The following is a 19,128-nucleotide window of genomic DNA, read 5'->3' on the forward strand; positions in this document are numbered from 1 at the left end:
GTCGTTCGTCCAGTGCCCGACCAGGTCGGCGTACAGGGGGAACGGGTCGGCAGGTCCGCGTGGGTCCCGGTGTACGCGGCGGTGCCGTCCGGCAGCAGGATGCGCCGGCCTCGGATCGCGGAGCTGATGCGGTGGGCGATAGGGCACGGACCGAAATGCGCGTCCCGGGGAACCGGTCCGGCGGCCCGCGCCTCAGTCGGCGCGGTCCTGCCCGCCGCGCAGGAAGCCGAGCACGCGCTCCCTGACGGCATGCCCGCCGATGTCGGACAGCGGGTCGTGGCCCGCGCCGGGAACCTCCAGGTAGGTCACCGGTGCGGCGTCGGGGTGGCGGGTTCGCCGCAGCCGCTCGCGCAGGCGGCGGGAGTGGTCGACCGGGATGATCGGGTCATGCTCGCCGTGCACGATGAGCAGCGGCAGCCGGATGCGGTCGGCCAGCCGGAGCAGATCGCGCGGCCCGAGGTCGTCATCGTGGATCTCCTCGCACCCGCCCAGCCGGTCGATCAGGTTGCGCACCGAGACCGGCCCGTCCTCGTAGAGCAGCCGACCGGACAGGAACGGCGCGACGACCACGGCCCGCTCCCACAGGTCCGGCTCCGCCGCCGCGGCCAGCAGCGCCAGGTATGCGCCATAGCTCGCGCCGTAGAGCATGGGCCGCGGCCGGCCCGGACCGCGGCCGGCCGCCAGCCGGCGGCCCAGGTGCAGGATGTCGGCGAGGTCGGGACCGCCCCAGACGCCCTGGATGCCCTCGCGGTGTGCCGCGCCGTAACCGGTACTGCCCCGCTGGTTGGGCGCCACCACCGCGATCTCCTCGGCGGCGAGGCGCTGGAACAGCGGGTCGAAGCTGAGCTGCCACGCGGCCTCGGGGCCGCCGTGCAGCGCCACCACCAGGCGCGGGGCGCCGGCCGGATCGCCGTACACGACGGCCTCCGTGCTGCCCGCCGGCGCCGGATACTCCCGCGCCCGCGGCGAGGCCCACCCGGACCAGTGCTCGCCGGTCGCGGCCAGGACGCTCGGCCGGGACGGGTCCGGAATCGTGATGACGCCCGTCGGACGGTCGGCGGCGCTGTGCACCAGATGCAGGCCGGCGTCGGACCAGTGGGCCGTCGGATGCAGGGCGCCGGGCGGCAGCTCGATCTCGCCGGGGGCGTCCGCCGTCAGATCATGAACCAGCAGGTGGGAGCACGTGCGGCGGGTGACCGACAGGGCCAGGAGCCGCCCGGTGGGGTCCAGCGCAAGCGGGGTCACGCTGCCCTCGACGGCGTTCAGCCGATCGGGGAAGGCCGTCGGCGCCGGGTCGTCGAGGCGGCGCACGCCGAGCCGGTAGCCGCCACCGCGCGACGCGGCGGTCAGCAGCACCCCGCCGCGGGGCGCGGCCAGCAGCAGGTGCTCGCCGGCGGGCAGGCCGAGGGACGTGATGGTGCCGCGCGTCAGATCCAGGACCATGGTGCCCGCCCCCGGCTCGCCGGTGGCCAGCGCGAGGGCGTGCCCGCGCTCGTCGAGCCAGACCGCTCCGCCGATCAGGTGCGGCACCCAGGTGATCTGTTCCGGCGGCACGGCCCCGCCGGGCAGGCGCCACACCGTGGTGCCCCCGTCCCCGTCCATCTCCAGCACCAGGGTGGGGATCCGCGCCGTGCCGGGGAGGAGCCGCAGACCGCCTCTTCGGACGGCGATCAGCTCGGCCTCCTCGACCGGCCACCCGCCCTCGGCACGGGACGCGGCGAAGGTGAGCCGCGAGCCGTAGGCTCCGGACCGGCACAGCAGCAGGTCGCCGTCGTCCGTGGGCAGCGGCACGCTCGCCGCGGTCTCGCCGTCCCGGGTGTGCACCGCCCGAGGCCGGGGCTCGGGGCCGGTGAGATCCCACAGTTCCGGGTACATCGCGGGGTCGCGATCGTCGGCGGCCAGGCAGGCGGCGTACCTCCCGCCGGGGGAGAAGCGGAAGTTCAGCCGGTGGACGAACGACCTCCGCCGCCCGCCGGTCACCGCGGCGACCGGGCTCATCGTCTCGGGGATCATCACGCCTCGCCGCCGCGCGTCCATGCCTCGGCGCCCGTCTCGGCCATCCACCGGCGCGGGCCGCCGTGCCGCAACCGGTACAGGAAGTCCAGCACCCCGGCCAGCCCGGTGTTCCAGGCGACGGAGATGTCCTCGCCGGAGAGCTCGTCGGGCACCACCATGAGCCCGTCGCGCAGGACGGCGCGGGCCCACAAGGGTGCCGCCAGTTCCTCCGCCTGGTCGTGATAGGCGCGCTCGCCGAGCAGGTCGGCCATGTCCAGCAGGAACTGCCCGTCGCCGGCGATTCCGTGACACGCGGCCGTCCCCGAGACCAGCCGGCTGCCGTGGACGGCCAGCGTGGCCGCGTGGGCGGCGTCCCGGAAGCGCTGGTCCCCGGTCGCCGCGTACAGGCGCACCAGGTAGGTGCCGACCCCGGAGGAGCCGTTGCACCAGTGCGGCAGCTTCGTCCCGCCGCCCGGGCCCTCGGCCCACCAGGCGCTCTCCCCGTGATACCCGGCCGCGCCGAGCAGGGTCTTCCCGGCGAGTAGGGCGGCCTCCAGGCAGTCGTCCCGGTCGAGCTCGATCCCGGCGGCCAGCAGGTACGCGCCGACCCCGGCGACGCCGTGCGCGAAGCCGTAGTGCTCCGCACCCGCCAGCACGGAACCGAAGTCCGCGGGGATGGGCCACAGCACACCGTCAGGGGTCCGCTGCGCCGCCTTGAGCAGGCCATCGGCGCAAGCGTCCGCCAGGTCCCGGAATCGCGGGTCGCCGGTGGCGCGCCACAGGTGCAGCAGGGCCGTCCCCGTCCCGGCCGCGCCATGGCAGATGTCCGGGTTGGGCCAGGCGACCGGCAGGTCCAGCCCCAGTTCCACGCCGGCGGTGCGCAGGCTCTCCTCGTCGAGCGCGCGGCCGGCGTCGTGCAGGGCCACGGCGATGCCCGCCCGGCCGAAGTACAGACCTGGGGAGGGCCGCTGTTCGCGCGCCAGCCGCCGCACCGTCCAGTCCGCCGCGTCCCGCAGGGCGGCGGTCAGGCGGGCCCGGGTGTCCGGCGGCAGCGCGTCGTCCGCCCGGGCGGGGTCCAGCACGGCGGCCCACAGAGCGATCACCCCGGCGGAGCCGTACTGGACGGCGCACGGGTCGGCGGTCAGGCCGAAGCCCCAGTTGGGCCACAGGCGGGCGACCGGCTGCTCGCTGGTGCCGGGCGACATGGTGCGCAACGTGTAGGCGAGCCCGTCGTGGAGCAAGCGGTCCTGCTCGGCCGCGCCCAGACGGAAACCGGCGGTCCGGGTGGCGGACCCCAGGGCGGCGACGTCCACGTCGTCCAGGAACTCCCGCACCCGCGGCAGGTCCCAGCGCTGCGCGGGATCCTCGCGCATCAGGCCCAGGATCAGCGGGGACAGCGCGGTGGCCAGCGGGTCGCCCGCGGTCGCCACCCGCACCACCGTCTCCACCCGCTCGTCCCAGGACCGCGCGTCGGCGGGCCGGTCCCGCAGGTGGGGCGGCTGGCAGGAGGTGGCCGTGAACAACGTCGTCGCCCCGAACGCGTACAGGTCGGCCTCCACGCCGAGCGCGGGAGCGTACAGGGCGGAGTTCACCTGCTCGGGCGGCGCGTAACCGAGAGTGAACGCGCGCCCGACCGGCGCGCCGGGCACGACGGCCATCTCCAGGTCGATCAGGCGGCAGTCGCCGTCCTCCGTCACCATGATGTTGTTGGGCGTCAGGTCGCGCAGCACATGGCCCTGTTCGTGCACGACGGCGACCAGCGCGGCCATCCGGCGCAGAACGCCCAGCACGGCGCCGGGCCGGTCGTGCTGAGCGGCCTCCCAGCCGTTCAGCGGGGTGCCCGCGATGTGTTCCTGCGCCAGGAACAGGTTGTCGTTCTGTTCGAAGAGGAGCACCTTGCGCGCCGTGACGCCCAGCGGTCCGAAGATCTCCAGCATGCGCGCCTCGTGGCGCATCCGGTCCCGCTCGTCGGTTCCGTCGAGCCCGGCGCCCAGGTGGGGACGCGCCTGCTTGATCACCACCTGACCGTCGTCCGCGCGGTCCTCCGCCAGGAACACCCCGCCCTTGGCGCCGTGCCGGATGGCCTCGCGCACCACGAACCGATCGGCCAGCAACACCGCCTGCGGCGCCGTGGTCCGCACCGGAGCCTGGCCCGACTCGAAGGGGCAAGCCGCCCAGGCCGGCGGGGAGTACCACGCGTTGCGCTCATCGGGCACCTGGGTGCCGTCGGGCGCGGTCAGCCGGGAGGCGTAGGAGCCGTCGTTGTCGAGCACGCTGGGCGCCGAGAACACCCCCAAGCGGTAGTACACCAGGCTGCCCGGCCGGTAGATCCGGTCGGAGAGGATCGGCGCGCCCGGCAGGCCGTAGGTGGCCTCGTGCAGTTCCTCCGCGATCTGCACCGCGCTCGCGTCGTCGGGCGGGTAGACCGTGATGAACTTGCCCACCGACCCACGATCCTGGTTGCGTGCCACGAGCCGACCCAGCTCGTCGAAGTCGGTGGCGTACTTGAAGGGACAACGGCGGCGCCCCAGCACCCGCACCGCGCGCGCCAGCACCACCGAAGCCGACAACGGCGTCGCCGCCACATGCAGCTTCCATCCCTGCGCCCGCGTGGTCGCGCCGGCCGGAGTCACGTACGTCCAGGGCGAATCGACGCGGAAATCCCAATCTGGGACGCCGTCGAACCCGGCACCGAGCATCGAGTCCTTGTCACCCGCCATGCGGCGCAATGTCGCACGAGCGATGTCCCCCAGGACGTGACGGTCTGCACCGGAGACGCCGTCCCCCGCCGAACCACGTTCACTCACGACGCCGAATCTCCATTCGTGTTCTCCAGCATGGGCCGATGCCGAGCCATTGGTGCGAAATGACTGCCCGGATCTCACCCGTGACCGGTTCCGTTGGTGATCCTCCGGACGCGGACCAGCCTGCCGGCGGCGCCTAACGGCGGCCTTAAGGTCTCCACGCCCGCAGGCCGGCCCGTGCCGGGAGGGCGCATTAAGAGCGGCTAAGTGGCCCATAAGAACCTCCCGATCATCGTCGGCATCGTCAGGAGTGCACGCCGGCAACTCCCCGGCCCCAAGAGGAGAGCTCGTTGAGAAAGGGCCGGGAAGCTGAGCACGCCACTCGTTTTCCGTCGAGACGAGCCTCACGGGAAGCGCTCCGGCTCGCCTTTTTCCTGGTCACGGCGATGTCTGGCCTGTTTACGCAGGCTAAAGGGGTTCTCACATGGTGAGACCTGGAGCGATCGACGGACCGTGCCCACCACCACGCCACGGGGACGGCGGTCGATCCGGAACCGCCGCAGGAGCCGGCAAAGGCGGCCGGGCTGGGAGCCTTCTCCCGATCCGGCAGGCCGGGACGGGCGGTGACCACCCGCCGGATCGCCGGACCCCGGCCTCGGCCCGTATCCCCGGCCGGGAGGGCTGGCCTCCGAGCCGCGAGCCGCACCGTCCGGCGCCCTCCTAGCTGGTGACCGCCAGGGCGAGGGGCAGCACGGCAGGGGCTCCGGCGTGGCGGAGCATGGCGGCTCCCAGGGTCATCGTCCAGCCCGTGTCGATCCGGTCGTCGACCAGCAGGAGCGGTCCCTGGGCCGAGGCGACGGCCGCGCCCAGGGCGGAGGGCATGGCGAGGGTGCCCCGGATCGCCTGGACCCGCTGCGCGCTGTTGAACTGCCGTCCCGGCGGGCCCGACCGGTAGCCGAGATCGCCCAGATAGGACAGGCGCCCCACCTGGGCCAGCCGCTCGGCCAGGCTGCGGATGAGCTGTGGGCGGCTGCTCGAGGGCACCGCGACCACACCGACCGGGCGCTGCGCCCACTCCCAGGACGACAGCACCTTGACCACGGCGGCGAAGACGTCGTCAGGGATCGGCTCGTCGGAGGCGCCGTCGGCCAGCAGGCCGCGCAGGCGATTGCCCCAGCCGATGTCGGTGAGCCTGCCCAGCACCCGCCCCGGCTCGGCGCCCAGTTCCGGCCTGATCCGGCCCTTGAGATCGGTCAGCCCCGTCGGCCACTGCCTGCGCGCCTCGACCTCCACCCCGGGCCGGCGAAGCCGGTCGGCCGCCGAACGCACGGCCTGCTCGTCCACCTCGGGCGAGCGGTGCGCGCCGGTGCAGTTGTCGCAGCGCCCGCACGGGGCGGCGGTGTCGTCGTCCAGGCGGCGGCGGAGGAACTCCTCACGGCAGCCGGTGGTGTCGAGGTAGTCGAGCATGGCCCGCTGCTCGGTCTCCCGCTCGGCGGCGACCCTGGCGTAGCGCGGGGCGTCGTACTCCCAGGGCTCGCCGGTGGACTCCCAGCCGCCCTTGACCCGGCGCACGGCGCCGTCGACGTCGAGGACCTTCAGCATGGTCTCCAGGCGGCTCCGGCTGAGATCCACCCGGTTCTCCAGGGCGGCCGTGGACATCACTCCGCCCTCCTCCAGCGCGGCCAGCACGGCCCGCACGACGGGCTCCGGCGGGAAGGCCAGCGAGGCGAAGTACGCCCAGATGTCGCGGTCCTCTGCGCCGGGCAGCAGGATCACCTCTGCCCGCTCGACCCCGCGGCCCGCCCTGCCGACCTGCTGGTAGTAGGCCACCGGGGACTGCGGGGCCCCGACGTGGATGACGAAGCCCAGGTCGGGCTTGTCGTAGCCCATGCCGAGCGCGGAGGTCGCGACCAGCGCCTTGATCTTGTTGTCCAGCAGCGCCTGCTCGGCGGCGAGCCGCTCGGCCTGTTCGGTCTGCCCGGAGTAGGCGACCACCTCGTGGCCCTGCTCGCGCAGGTAGGCGGCGATCTCCTGGGCCGCGGCCACGGTGAGCGTGTAGACGATGCCGGAACCGGGGAGCTCGTGCAGCGTGCTCGCGAGCCAGGCCAGGCGCTGCTCGGCGCCGCGCAGCCGCACGACCCCGAGATGGAGGCTGTCGCGCTCCAGCGCGCCGCGCAGCACCAGCGTCTCCTCGCCCATCTGCTCGGCGACGTCGCGAGTGACCCTGGCGTTGGCCGTGGCGGTGGTCGCGAGGATCGGCACGCCCTCGGTGAGCTCCCCGAACAGCGTGCGCAGCCGCCGGTAGTCGGGACGGAAGTCGTGGCCCCAGTCGGAGATGCAGTGCGCCTCGTCGACCACGATCAGGCCCGCGCTCTCGGCCAGCTCGGGCAGCACGTGGTCGCGGAAGTCGGGGTTGTTGAGCCGCTCGGGGCTGACCAGCAGCACGTCGACCTCACCCTCGGCGACCTGGTGGTAGACCCGCTCCCACTCCTCGGGGTTGGCCGAGTTGATCGTGACCGCGTTGATCCCGGCGCGCTCGGCGGCGGCGATCTGGTTGCGCATCAGGGCCAGCAGCGGGGACACGATGACGGTGGGCCCCTCACCCAGCTCGCGCAGGAGCGCGGTGGCGATGAAGTAGACGGCCGACTTGCCCCAGCCGGTGCGCTGCACGACGAGCACCCGGCGCCGGTCCATGACCAGTGCCCTGATGGCCGACCACTGGTCCTCGCGCAGCCGGGCGTGTTCCCCGGCGAGCGCCCGCAGCCGCCCCTCGGCCTCTTCTCGCAGCATCTGCTCTTCGCTCACCGGTCATTGGTACCAGGTCCAGCCGACTGTTTCACTCCGGACTCCGGCGGCGCCTTCCGCCCGGACGACGTCGCACGGTGATGGCCGAACCTTGACCGAACCGCCGGAGCCTCTTCGGCTCCCCCCGCGGGCACCGGTAGGACAGTGGGATCACCAACCGGGCACACCAGGGAGAACCGCGCTCCATCCACATGCCAAACCTCAGCAGACTGCGCGCCGACACGGTGGCGGGGATCACCACTGCCTCCGTCGTCCTGCCCCAGGCGGTGGCCTACGCCACCATCGCCGGGCTGCCCGTGCAGGCGGGCCTGTACTGCGCGCTGGTCCCGATGATCACCTACGCGCTGCTCGGCACCTCACGCCCGCTGTCGGTCAGCACCACCTCCACCCTGTCCGCGCTGACGGCGGCCGCCCTCGCGGCGACGCCCCCGGGGACCGCGCCGCTGACGGCCGCCTCGACGCTGGCCGTGCTGACCGGGGTGATCCTGCTGGCCGCGAGCGTCCTGCGGCTGGGATTCCTCGCCGACTTCATCTCCGACCCGGTGATGACCGGCCTGAAGAGCGGGATCGGCCTGACCATCGCGGCCGGCCAGCTCGGTACGGTGATCGGCGTCCACGCGGAGGGAACCAAGGTCTTCGACCGGCTGCTCTCCGCGGTCGGCAGGCTGGATGAGGCCAACGTGCCGACGATGCTCGTGGCGGCCGGGGTGATAGTGCTGCTCGTCGTGCTTCGGCGGGTGCCCCACGTGCCGGGCCCGCTGGTGGCGGTGACGATCGTCACACTGATCAGCTTCCTGGCGCACCTGTCCTCGTACGGCGTGGCCACGGTCGGCAGGGTGCCCGGCGGCCTGCCGACCCCGCTCCTGCCTGACCTCGGCCTGGTAAGGGCACTGGCGCCGATGGCCCTCGGCATGGCGCTGCTCGCCTTCGTGGAGTCGATCACCGCGGCGAGGATCTTCCGGCACCTGGACGACCCGCCGCTCGACGCCGACCGGGAACTGCTCGCACTCGGACTGGCGAACGCCGTGGGCGGGATCTTCCGTGCCTACCCGGCGGCGGGTGGGATGACGCAGAGCGAGATGAACGACGCCTTCGGCGCCCGGAGCCAGCGGGCCGAGATCGTGACCGCGCTCTGCACCGCGGTGGTGCTGCTCCTCCTCACCCCGGTCCTGGCCCCGCTGCCCACGGCCGTCCTGGGCGGGATCGTGCTGACCGTCGCGGCACGCCTGATCGACGTCCACGGGCTGGCGGCGATCTGGCGGGCCAGCCGGCCGGAGTTCGCGCTCGCCTGCGTCACGATGCTGGTGGCGGTCGGCCTCGGCATCATGCAGAGCGTGCTGGCCGCGGTCGTGATCTCGATACTTCTGCTGCTGCACCAGGTGGACAACCCGCCGATCTACCCCCTGGGCCGCGACCCGGAGTCGGGGGCCTATCGCGACCTCAGGCGTCACCCGTCGGACGAGACCGAGCCGGGGCTGCTGATCGTGCGTATCGAGAGCCGCCTGTACTTCGCCAACGCCCGGCGGGTGGCGGATCGGGTGAGGTCGCTCATCGAGGCCACCACCCCCCGGCCCCGGGCGGTGCTTCTCGACCTGACCGGCGTGCCCGGCATGGATCTCACCGCGGTGTCGGCGGCCAGGGAGTTCTACGGCCTGGTACGACAGCACGGCATCGACCTGTGGGTCGCCCTCGACAGCCTCCAGCCCCTTGAGCTTCTCGGACGTATGGGCATCGGGGGGTGGCTGTCCGACCGGGGACGGTTGCATCCGGGCGTGGAGGCCGCCGTCACGGCCTACCGTGCCCGCGGCTCCTAGGCCCCGCCCCTTGGATCTTTTGCCCATCGCGGTCAGGCCGTGCCTCGCCGCGTTGCCGCCGGTCACCGCGGCGAGACACCACCCGGCCGATCCTCGCCACGGCGAGATCCGCCGGGCAGGGCCTAGGCGTCCAGGTGTTCGGGGAAGGCGTTGATCGTCACCCGGTGCATGCGGCGGCGCTCGGTGTAGTCGGCGACCGCGTAGTGCTGGGTGCTCCGGTTGTCCCAGAAGGCCAGCGTGCCCGGCCGCCACTTGAGCCGGACCTGGTATTCGGGAGAGCGGATGTGGTCGATCAGGTAGGGCAGCAACGCCTCGTTCTCCCGGTCGGACAACCCCACCAGCCGCGTGGTGGAGGAGCGGTTGACGAACAGCGCCTTGCGTCCGGTCTCGGCGTGCGTGCGCACCACGGGACGCTCGATCGGCGGCCATTTGGCCTGGACCTGCTCGAGGTCGAAGTCGTGCCCCTTGGAGATGGCCTTCTTCATCGAGGCCGTGATGTCGTGGATCGCGGTGAGCTCGTCGCAGAGCCGCTGGATGGGCGGCGAGAGCGTCTCGTAGGCCAGGTGGGCGTTGGCCCAGAGGGTGTCACCGCCGACGGAGGGCAGTTGCACGCAGCGCAGCAGCGAGCCCATCGGCGGGACCGGCTCGAAGGTGTTGTCGCTGTGCCACTCGTCGCCGCCCTCGCCCTTGGGGTCGGTCTGGTCGAGGACGTGGATGGCGGTGCCGCCGTCCTTCTTGAAGGCGGGGTGGTTGATCGAGCCGAAGTTCTCCGCGAAGCGGATGTGCTCTTCGTCACTGATGTGCTGGTCGCGGAAGAAGAGGACCTTGTGCTCCAGCCAGCCTCGCCGGATCTCCTGAACCTCCCCCTCCGACAGTGGCTTGCGCAGCTCGACACCGCTCACCTCGGCGCCGATGTGCCTGGTCACGGGCTTGAACTCGATCATCTTCGGACGCCCCTCCATCGTGGCCGCACGGCATTCGCGAAGGTTAGGTCATCCTTACCCAGCCCTCTTTCCGAGCCTAGCCCGATCCACTAAAACAAGCAATTGCTTGGTAAGCAACACAGTCCGGACCGGCACCGGTCGAGGGCGGGCCCCGCCCACTGCGGACACCCTCACGAGAAGGTCGCGCCGGGTCGGCGGGGAGTGAGGGAGCTGGCAGGCTCCGCGCCATGGTTTGATGCATCCACTATGGACGTCACCACCTGGTATCTCGAACAGACCTCACGCTCGGACCTGCTGCCCGCCAAATCGCCGTCGATCGAGATCGACGTCGTATCCGCCGAGGTGCCCTCGCCCGAGTTCAGCCGGTTTCTCAGCACGGCCGTCGGCGGAGAATGGCACTGGACCAACCGGCTTCCGTGGACCTGGCTGGAGTGGAGCGACTGGCTGGAGGGCGGCGTGGAGACGTGGGTGGCCTACCACCGCGGCACCCCCGCGGGCTACGTCGAGCTCGCCCCCCAGGACGACGCCACGGTCGAGATCACCTGCTTCGGCCTCCTGCCGTGGGCGATCGGCAGAGGCGTCGGCGGCCGTTTGCTGGAGGTCGGCACCGCCAGGGCCTGGGACCTGGCCGACCGGCAGCCCGGCCGGGAGCCGACCCGGCGGGTGTGGGTGCACACCTGCTCCCTCGACAGCCCGGTGGCGCTCGCCAACTACCAGGCCCGCGGCTTCAGGATCTACGACACCAAACTGAACGTGCCCGGCGACGAGTACGAGGGGGAGACCCCCGGCCCCTGGCCCGGAGCGGGCCCCAGGACCCGCGACACCCCCTGACACCCCGCCCGGAACGGCGGCAGCCCTCGGCGGCAGGCCGAGGAAGGCCCGAAGGTGTCGGATGAGCTGGGTATGGTATCGAGTCTCGGTACCATACCCGGTCTCCCGCCGGACGCCCCGGCCTGAGGCTCCCAGGGGAGCCGGTGCCAACGGTTCGACCACGAAGACAGAAGGAGGATGCGCCTCCCCCCCGGCCTGACGGCCGGGGCGCGCGCGCAGGAAATCAGATGGCTCGACGGACGACCACACCCCCGACCGACGAGGGCTTCGAGGAGCGGATCGTCGACATCGACGTTTCCACCGAGATGCGCACCAGCTTCCTCGAATACGCATACTCGGTCATCTACCAGCGTGCGCTGCCGGACGCCAGGGACGGCCTCAAACCGGTCCAGCGCCGCATCCTCTACTCGATGAGCGAGATGGGTCTCCGGCCCGACCGGGGCCACGTCAAGTCCTCGCGCGTCGTCGGCGACGTGATGGGCAAGCTCCACCCGCACGGCGACACCGCCATCTACGACGCGCTGGTCCGGATGGCCCAGCCGTTCTCGATGCGCCTGCCGCTCATCGACGGGCACGGCAACTTCGGCTCCCCCGACGACATGCCCGCCGCGATGCGCTACACCGAGGCCCGGCTGGCCTCGGCGGCCATGGCCGTGGTCCAGTCGATCGACGAGGACACCGTCGATTTCAAACCCAACTACGACGGCCAGGAGACCGAGCCCACGGTCATGCCGTCGGCCTTCCCCAACCTGCTGGTCAACGGGGCCACCGGCATCGCGGTCGGGATGGCCACCAACATGGCGCCGCACAACCTCGTCGAGGTCGTCGCCGCCGCCCGCCACCTGATCAAGAAGCCGGAGGCGACGCTCGACGACCTGATGCGGTTCGTCCCCGGCCCCGACCTGCCCACCGGCGGCACGATCATCGGCCTCGACGGCATCCGCGACGCGTACGCCAAGGGCCGTGGCACCTTCCGGATGCGCGCCAAGTGCGCCATCGAGCAGGTCAGCCCCCGCCGCAAGGGCATCGTCGTCACCGAACTGCCCTTCAACGTCGGCCCCGAGCGCGTGGTCACCAAGATCAGGGAGCTGGTCACCGCCAAGAAGCTCCAGGGCATCTCCGACCTCAAGGACCTCAGCGACCGGCACAAGGGCCTCCGCCTGGTCATCGAGATCAAGAACGGCTTCATCCCCGAGGCCGTGCTGGAGGAGCTCTATCGACTCACCCCGATGGAGGAGACCTTCGGCATCAACAACGTCGCGCTGGTCGACGGCGAGCCGCGCACGCTGGGCCTGCGCGAGCTGCTCCAGGTCTACGTCGACCACCGTATCGACGTGGTCCGCCGCCGTTCGCTGTACCGCAGGCGCAGGCGCGAGGAGCGGCTGCACCTCGTCGAGGGCCTCATCGTCGCCCTGCTGAACATCGACGAGGTGATCCGGGTCATCCGTTCCTCCGATGACTCCGCCCAGGCCCGCGAGCGCCTGACGCAGGCATTCCAGCTGTCGGAGATCCAGGCCAACTACATCCTCGACACCCCGCTGCGCCGCCTGACCCGCTACGACAAGCTGGAGCTCGACCGCGAGAGCCAGACGCTGCGTGACGAGATCGCCGAGCTGACCGCGATCCTGTCCTCCGACGACAGGCTCCGCAAGGTCGTCTCCGACGAGCTCGCCCAGATCTCCAAGACCTTCGGCACCCCGCGCCGCACGGTGCTGCTGGAGTCCTCGGGGGTGGTGAGGAACGTCTCGGCCCCCCTGGAGGTCGCCGACGACCCCTGCCTGGTGCTGTTCTCGTCCACCGGACTGCTGGCCCGCACGGCCGACGCCTCGCCGCTGGCCGGCGACGGTGACCGCTCGGCCCACGACGTGCTGGTCTCCGCGGTGCGGAGCACGGTCAGGGGCGAGGTGGGCGTGGTCACCAACCAGGGGCGGATGATCCGGGTTCAGGTGGTCGACCTGCCCACGCTGCCCCGCTCGGCCAACCCGCCGTCGCTGTCCGGAGGCCATCCGGTCACCGAATACGTCACCTTCAACCCGGGTGAGACCGTCGTCGGCGTCGGCTCGCTCGACCCCGACGGGCCCGGCCTGGCACTGGGCACCGCGCAGGGCGTGGTCAAACGGGTCGTCCCCGACTACCCGGCCAACCGCGACGACTTCGAGGTCATCGGCCTCAAGGACGGCGACACCGTGGTGGGCGCGGCGGAGCTGACGAGTGAGGACCACGACCTGGTCTTCATCACCTCTGAGGCCCAGCTGCTGCGCTACCCCGCCTCCGCGGTCCGCCCGCAGGGCCGCCCGGCGGGCGGCATGGCCGGCGTGCGGCTGGACGGAGACGCCGTGGTGGTCTGGTTCGGCGTGGTCGACCCCTCCCGCGAGTCGCAGGTCGTGACGATCGCCGGCTCCTCGACCGCACTGCCGGGCACCCAGATCGGTGGCGCCAAGATCTCCGACTTCGCCGAATACCCGCCAAAGGGCCGCGGCACCGGCGGTGTCCGCGTCCAGCGGTTCCTCAAGGGCGAGGACGTCCTGCTGCTCGCCTGGGCGGGCCCCGGCCCGGCCCGCGCGGTCTCGGCCGTCGGCAAGCCCGTGCCGCTCCCCGAGGAGCTGGGCCGCCGCGACGGCTCCGGGGTCCGGCTCACCCACACGGTGTCGGCCGTGGGCGGCTCTCTGTGCGCCGAGGACGGCTGGCAGGACCAGGGGGCGGCCACCTCCCCGGAATGATCCTCATCCCCTGTGCAGGACCCCGAGGAGCCCCCGTCAGGACGACGGAGGCTCCTCGGGGCCGGCGGGGATGACGGGTCCCGCGCACCGGGCGCCGGCGTCGCGTCCCCCGACCCCCGCGACGCCACCCGGCACTGCGCGATGCTCGGGATCCGCTCGGGATCTCAGGTGAGCGCCCCCTGGAGCGCGAACCTGATGGCCATCAGCAACTGCCAGGGCTCACCCGACTCCCAGAAGCGGATGACCCGGGCGACTCGATCCGGCGGATCGAACCCACCGGCCCCGTACGGCCCAAAACACCCCGCCTCCACGAGGACGGCCACGAACGGGTCGTCCTCCTTCAGGGACCGGGTGTAGGCCGCCGCGTCGAGCAGGGCCAGCGCCGAGCGCGCGTTGCGCCCCCCGTCCCTGGACTCCACCCGGTCCAGCTTCCGCCTGCCCTGGTCACGGAGATAGTCGGCCAGCGATTCCGTCCTGCTCATTACCCTCTCCACCTCCCGGACTTTGAGTGACGACATCATCACTCAATGCGAGTCCAGAGGGTGGGATCTTGGTGAAGTCGTCACCTGAGGCGCCCCCGACAACTCTCACCAAACGGGTATGAAGCATCATTAGTCCGTTAACTTCATCGACCAAGGGATACGTACGTGAGTGCCTTTGACGACCTGCTGGCCGCCAACGAGGAGTTCTCCGCCACGTTCACCGACGCGGAACTGACCGGCAAGGCGGCTCGCGGCCTTGCGGTGGTCACCTGCATGGACTCCCGGATCGATCCGCTGGGTCTCTTCGGCCTGAAGCCGGGTGACGCCAAGATCCTCCGCAACGCCGGAGCCAGGGTGACCGACGACGTGCTGCGTACGCTCGTCCTGGCGGTCAACCTACTGGCGGTGGAGCGGGTACTGGTCATGCCGCACACCGACTGCGGCATGACCAAGGTCACCGACGACGAGGTGCATGCGATCGCCGCCCGCCACGGTATCGACACCCGGAGCCTGGACTTCCACACCGTCCCCGACCAGGACGCGGCGCTACGCCACGACCTCACCCGGATCAGGACCAGCCCGTTCCTTCCGGCGGGCATGCCGGTGGGCGGCGCCGTCTACGACGTACGCACCGGCAAGCTGATGCCGGTCGAGATCTGAGCCTCGGGATCCGGCCCCGTCGCGGCCCGCGGCCCGCGGCCCGCTCCGCTACGCGTCGATGTGGTCGCGGTCGATCTCGGCCGCGCTGCTCACGATGAACTCCCGGCGCGGGGCCACGTCGCTGCCCATCAGAAGGGCGAAGATACGCTCGGCCTCCTCGATGTCCTGGATACGGACCCTGCGCAGGGTGCGGTGGCGGGGCTCCATGGTCGTCTCGGCCAGCTGGTCGGCGTCCATCTCGCCCAGGCCCTTGTACCGCTGGACCGGATCCTTCCAGCGCTTACCCCTGCGCTCCAGATCACGCAGCACCTTGTGCAGCTCGGCGTCGGAGTAGCAGTAGACGTATTTGCCGTGACCGCGGCTGGGGTTGATGACCTCGATCCGATGCAATGGCGGCACGGCGGCGAAAACGCGCCCGGCCTCGACCATCGGCTTCATGTAGCGGTGGAACAGGGTCAGCAGGAGGCAGCGGATGTGCGCCCCGTCGACGTCGGCGTCGGCCATCAGGATGACCTTGCCGTAGCGAGCCGCCTCGATGTCGAAGGATCGGCCGGAACCCGCCCCGATGACCTGGATGATCGCGGCACACTCGGCGTTCTTGAGCATGTCCGCGACGGACGCCTTCTGCACGTTCAGGATCTTGCCTCGGATCGGCAGCAGCGCCTGGAACTCCGAGTCGCGGGCCGCGCGGGCGGTGCCCAGCGCCGAGTCGCCCTCGACGATGAACAGCTCGCTGCGGTCGACCTCGTCGCTGCGACAGTCGACCAGCTTGGCGGGGAGCGCCGAATTCTCCAGGGCGGTCTTGCGGCGCTGGTTGTCGCGGTGCTCCCGGGCGGCGATACGGGCCTTGGCCGCCGCGACGATCTTCTCCAGGACCGCGCGGAGCTGCGGCTTCACAGTGCGCGACGGGTTGGCGAGCAGTTCCTTGAGCTCACGCGAGACGACGTGGGCGACGATCCGGGAGGCCGCCGAGGTGCCCAGGACCTCCTTGGTCTGACCCTCGAACTGCGGCTCGGGCACCCGGACGGTCACCACCGCGGTGAGACCCTCCATGATGTCCTCGCGGGTGACCGGGGCGTCGCCGTTCTTGAGCAGGCGGGTCTCGCGCAGCTGCTCGTTCAGGGTGCGGACGAGGGCGCGCTCGAAGCCGTTGACGTGGGTGCCGCCCTTGGGGGTGGCGATCACGTTGACGAAGGACCTGACCGTGCTGTCGTAGCCCTTGCCCCAGCGCACCGCCACGTCCACGGTGAGCTCGCGCTGGACCTCGGTCGGGGTCATGTGCCCCAGGTCGTCGAGGACGGGGACCGTCTCGTGGAAGTGGCCCACGCCCTGCAGGCGCAGCACCTCGCAGACCGCCTCGTCCCGGGCGAGGAACTCGGTGAACTCCGAGATGCCGCCGTCGAAGTGGAACTCCTCCTCGGCCGCCTCCTCGCCGCGGCTGTCACGCACGGCCAGGGTGAGGCCGGGGACCAGGAACGCGGTCTGGCGCAGGCGGACGTGGATCTCGTCGAGGGAGACCTCGGCCTCGGGGAGGAAGATCTGGTGGTCGACCCAGAAGCGCACGCGGGTGCCGGTGACCTTCTTCGCGGCGGCACCGCCGTCACGCAGCCCCGACTTCTTCTTGAACTTGGCCTTGGGCCCGTCGCCCTCGAAGGCGCCGGGAACGCCCCTGCGGAAGCTGATCTCGTGGATCCGGCCGTCGCGGTCGACCTCGACGTCCAGCCGCGAGGAGAGGGCGTTGACCACGGAGGCGCCGACGCCGTGCAGGCCACCGGAGGCGCCGTAGGAACCGCCGCCGAACTTCCCGCCGGCGTGAAGCTTGGTGTAGACGAGCTCGACGCCCGCCAGGCCGCTCTTGGGCTCGATGTCGACGGGGATGCCCCGGCCGTTGTCACGGACCTCGATGGAGCCGTCGGCGTGGAGTTCGACCTCGATGCGGGTGCAGTAACCGGCCAGGGCCTCGTCGACCCCGTTGTCCACGATCTCCCACAGGCAGTGCATGAGACCGCGGCTGTCGGTTGACCCGATGTACATACCGGGGCGCTTGCGGACGGCTTCGAGCCCCTCCAGCACCGACAGGTGGCGGGCCGTATAACCCGTCTCCGCGCTAACTGCGGTCACACCCACTCCCAGCTCTGTCGAACACGTGTGCGCAGCTTACCGTTCTTCCCGCCACGACGCGTACAAGCTTGCCATCCGGTGGACAACGGCGTTACATCCAGCGTGATCATCGTTACTTTCGGCCGCTTTCCGCTCTGGGCGTAGCAGGGGGTCGGTTGGGAACGTTCGTATCGGGTTAGATGTTCTCTCAAGTGACTGACGCCAGATCCTCCACCTCAGGGGATGACCTGAAAGGCGATACGTGACTGGAACCCTCGCCCCCGCCAAGCAGCTGACCGCTGCGGACCGCTGTGACCGGTGCGGCGCCCAGGCCTACATCCGCGCGACCCTGCCCATAGGTGGGGAGCTGCTGTTCTGCGCCCACCACGGGCGTCAGCACGTAGCCGTGCTGAGAGACAAGGGTGCCAACATCCAGGACGAGTCTGCGCGTCTCAGTGACGCTCCGGCAACGGCAGGCAACGACGAACGATAACCAGACGGATGGAGCCATCAGCGGACCCGATAGTGATATCGGCCCGCCACTGTGAAGCCGTGGCGCTCGTAGAGCGTCCTGGCCACCGTGTTCGACTCCACCACTACTAAATATGCCCGCTGCGTGCCCTGCTCTCGCGCATGTGTGAGCAGGGCGCGTAACACCTTCCGTCCGTGGCCCCTGCGCCGCACGTGCGGCACCACGGCCATGGAGTAGATCCCGAACCACTCCCCCTGAACCACACCCCGCCCCACGGCCTCCTCGCCGAGCGAGGCGTATGTGGCGGGCACACCGGTGAGGATCCGCGCGGCCGTCGCCAGACCGTCGCCACCGGACCTCCCGTCCACGCTCCACCAGGCGTCCAGCCACGCCCGCGAGGGCGCCTCGGCGAGATCGACCTCTTCCCGCGACGCGCCGACGCCGTTCCCGGGCGCCTCGGGCACCAGGCTCACCGTCATGACCAGCGTTGGATCGACCACCCGATAGCCACGCGCGTGCAGTAACGCGTCCAGGCCGGGCGTGGCGCCACCTCCCACCGAGAAGACGCAGGGCAGACCCCGGCCAGCGTAGAACTTCTCCGCCGCCTCGACGCCTGCTTCCAGATCCCCCGGCTCACCCAGCGGCAGCACGGAGTTGGCCCTCTTGGTCACCCCGTCCGCCGCGCGCAGGATCCAACCACCCGCGTCCACCCGGTGAATCGCCGGCCAGGCCTGGTCGACCAGCCGGTCGAAGACCTCATCGATCATGCTGCAGGATCATAACCCCTCGGTCGCCGCACTACGCTCGGTGAGTGTGCTGATTCTGCTGCCTCCGTCCGAGGGAAAGGCCGCGCTGGGTGACGGCCCCGCCCTCGACCTGCCCCGGCTGAGTTTCCCCGCCCTCATCCCGTCCAGGCAGCGCGTCCTGGACGCGCTCACCACCCTGTGTGCGGGTCCCGCCGCACGGGAGGTGCTCGGGCTGTCGCCAGGACAGGCGGGCGAGATCGGCAAGAACCTGCTTCTGCGCACCGCGCCCACGCTGGCCGCGGCCGATCTGTACACCGGCGTGCTCTACGACAACCTTCACCTGGCCTCGCTCTCCCCCGAGGCCGCGGCGCGGGCCTCGGAGAGTCTGCTGATCTTCTCCGGCCTCTGGGGTCTGCTGCGGATCGGCGACCGCGTACCCTCGTACCGGCTGTCGATGGGGGTGCGACTGCCGCCGCTCGGCGGTCTTGGCGCCTTCTGGCGCCGATCGGTCACCCCGCTGCTCGACGCCGAGCCCGGTCTGGTGGTTGATCTGCGCTCGGGCACCTACGCGACGGCGTGGCAGCCGGGCGGCAAGGCGGTGGCGGTGCGGGTGCTCAAGGAGGGGAAGGTCGTCAGCCACATGGCGAAGGCCACTCGCGGCGTCATAGCCCGCTCACTGCTGGAAGGGGACGTCGATCCACAGAGTCCCGAGGAACTCACGAAGGTCCTGGACCACCTTGGGCACTCCGTCACCCTCTGCCCGCCTCCCAGGGGGAGGCAGTCATGGATACTCAACGTAACGGTGTGATATTCGC

At 71.2% G+C, this 19,128-nt stretch carries 13 protein-coding genes; 6 read left to right on the forward strand and 7 right to left on the reverse strand.

The features are described from left to right. Positions 1 to 192: 192 nt before the first annotated feature. The 3 genes from ACQP0P_RS34530 to ACQP0P_RS34540 form a co-directional block, all read right to left on the reverse strand. Positions 193 to 2,037, reverse strand: a complete 1,845-nt coding sequence (locus ACQP0P_RS34530) for an alpha/beta hydrolase family protein (protein WP_433363157.1) — start codon at positions 2,035 to 2,037, stop codon at positions 193 to 195. Continuing rightward, entirely contained in the window at positions 2,013 to 4,802 is a 2,790-nt protein-coding gene (lanL, locus tag ACQP0P_RS34535) for a class IV lanthionine synthetase LanL (RefSeq protein WP_433363160.1), read from the reverse strand. The genes ACQP0P_RS34530 and lanL overlap by 25 nt, the downstream gene beginning before the upstream one ends. 657 nt (positions 4,803 to 5,459) lie before the next feature. After that, positions 5,460 to 7,529 carry a RecQ family ATP-dependent DNA helicase gene (locus ACQP0P_RS34540; protein ID WP_433382259.1) on the reverse strand — a complete coding sequence of 690 codons (2,070 nt, stop codon included), beginning with the start codon at positions 7,527 to 7,529 and terminating at the stop codon, positions 5,460 to 5,462. A gap of 206 nt (positions 7,530 to 7,735) precedes the next feature. Between ACQP0P_RS34540 and ACQP0P_RS34545 the strand changes: the two genes are divergently transcribed. Then, positions 7,736 to 9,358, forward strand: a complete 1,623-nt coding sequence (locus tag ACQP0P_RS34545) for a SulP family inorganic anion transporter (protein ID WP_433363163.1) — start codon at positions 7,736 to 7,738, stop codon at positions 9,356 to 9,358. A 122-nt stretch (positions 9,359 to 9,480) separates the two neighbouring features. Here ACQP0P_RS34545 and ACQP0P_RS34550 read toward each other — a convergent pair whose 3' ends face one another. Beyond that, positions 9,481 to 10,302, reverse strand: a complete 822-nt coding sequence (locus ACQP0P_RS34550) for a TauD/TfdA dioxygenase family protein (RefSeq protein ID WP_433363166.1) — start codon at positions 10,300 to 10,302, stop codon at positions 9,481 to 9,483. Positions 10,303 to 10,548: 246 nt separating this feature from the next. On the opposite strand from ACQP0P_RS34550, the gene ACQP0P_RS34555 reads away from it, so the two are divergent. Then, positions 10,549 to 11,133 (forward strand): GNAT family N-acetyltransferase, encoded by a 585-nt coding sequence (locus tag ACQP0P_RS34555; protein WP_433363169.1) that lies wholly within the window; start codon positions 10,549 to 10,551, stop codon positions 11,131 to 11,133. Between the two features lie 227 nt (positions 11,134 to 11,360). Continuing rightward, complete coding sequence (locus tag ACQP0P_RS34560; protein WP_433363172.1) at positions 11,361 to 13,853, forward strand: DNA gyrase/topoisomerase IV subunit A; 2,493 nt, start codon at positions 11,361 to 11,363, stop codon at positions 13,851 to 13,853. A 164-nt stretch (positions 13,854 to 14,017) separates the two neighbouring features. Here the strand turns inward: ACQP0P_RS34560 and ACQP0P_RS34565 are convergent, their stop codons facing one another. Then, positions 14,018 to 14,335 carry a hypothetical protein gene (locus ACQP0P_RS34565; protein WP_030920235.1) on the reverse strand — a complete coding sequence of 106 codons (318 nt, stop codon included), beginning with the start codon at positions 14,333 to 14,335 and terminating at the stop codon, positions 14,018 to 14,020. Positions 14,336 to 14,500: 165 nt separating this feature from the next. Here ACQP0P_RS34565 and ACQP0P_RS34570 point away from each other — a divergent pair, with 165 nt between their 5' ends. Beyond that, complete coding sequence (locus ACQP0P_RS34570; RefSeq protein ID WP_433363176.1) at positions 14,501 to 14,995, forward strand: beta-class carbonic anhydrase; 495 nt, start codon at positions 14,501 to 14,503, stop codon at positions 14,993 to 14,995. Positions 14,996 to 15,043: 48 nt separating this feature from the next. Here ACQP0P_RS34570 and ACQP0P_RS34575 read toward each other — a convergent pair whose 3' ends face one another. Further along, positions 15,044 to 17,116, reverse strand: a complete 2,073-nt coding sequence (locus tag ACQP0P_RS34575; RefSeq protein ID WP_433363179.1) for a DNA gyrase/topoisomerase IV subunit B — start codon at positions 17,114 to 17,116, stop codon at positions 15,044 to 15,046. Between the two features lie 241 nt (positions 17,117 to 17,357). Between ACQP0P_RS34575 and ACQP0P_RS34580 the strand changes: the two genes are divergently transcribed. Then, a complete protein-coding gene (locus tag ACQP0P_RS34580; RefSeq protein ID WP_433363182.1) occupies positions 17,358 to 17,588 on the forward strand; it encodes a DUF7455 domain-containing protein in 231 nt (76 codons plus the stop codon). 17 nt (positions 17,589 to 17,605) lie between these two features. Here the strand turns inward: ACQP0P_RS34580 and ACQP0P_RS34585 are convergent, their stop codons facing one another. Next, positions 17,606 to 18,334: a GNAT family N-acetyltransferase gene (locus ACQP0P_RS34585; RefSeq protein ID WP_433363185.1), complete on the reverse strand. Its 729-nt coding sequence runs from the start codon at positions 18,332 to 18,334 to the stop codon at positions 17,606 to 17,608. Positions 18,335 to 18,380: 46 nt separating this feature from the next. Between ACQP0P_RS34585 and ACQP0P_RS34590 the strand changes: the two genes are divergently transcribed. Next, positions 18,381 to 19,121 (forward strand): YaaA family protein, encoded by a 741-nt coding sequence (locus tag ACQP0P_RS34590; RefSeq protein WP_433382262.1) that lies wholly within the window; start codon positions 18,381 to 18,383, stop codon positions 19,119 to 19,121. Positions 19,122 to 19,128 lie beyond the last annotated feature (7 nt).

This window comes from Streptosporangium sp. CA-115845, assembly GCF_050943795.1.
Lineage (GTDB): Bacteria > Actinomycetota > Actinomycetes > Streptosporangiales > Streptosporangiaceae > Streptosporangium.

Bases quoted from the DNA above. Each gene is read 5' to 3' on its own strand.
- ACQP0P_RS34530 (WP_433363157.1), bottom strand. From the start codon at position 2,037: ATGGACGCGCGGCGGCGAGGCGTGATGATCCCCGAGACGATGAGCCCG.
- ACQP0P_RS34540 (WP_433382259.1), bottom strand. From the start codon at position 7,529: ATGCTGCGAGAAGAGGCCGAGGGGCGGCTGCGGGCGCTCGCCGGGGAA.
- ACQP0P_RS34545 (WP_433363163.1), top strand. From the start codon at position 7,736: ATGCCAAACCTCAGCAGACTGCGCGCCGACACGGTGGCGGGGATCACC.
- ACQP0P_RS34550 (WP_433363166.1), bottom strand. From the start codon at position 10,302: ATGATCGAGTTCAAGCCCGTGACCAGGCACATCGGCGCCGAGGTGAGC.
- ACQP0P_RS34555 (WP_433363169.1), top strand. From the start codon at position 10,549: ATGGACGTCACCACCTGGTATCTCGAACAGACCTCACGCTCGGACCTG.
- ACQP0P_RS34560 (WP_433363172.1), top strand. From the start codon at position 11,361: ATGGCTCGACGGACGACCACACCCCCGACCGACGAGGGCTTCGAGGAG.
- ACQP0P_RS34565 (WP_030920235.1), bottom strand. From the start codon at position 14,335: ATGAGCAGGACGGAATCGCTGGCCGACTATCTCCGTGACCAGGGCAGG.
- ACQP0P_RS34585 (WP_433363185.1), bottom strand. From the start codon at position 18,334: ATGATCGATGAGGTCTTCGACCGGCTGGTCGACCAGGCCTGGCCGGCG.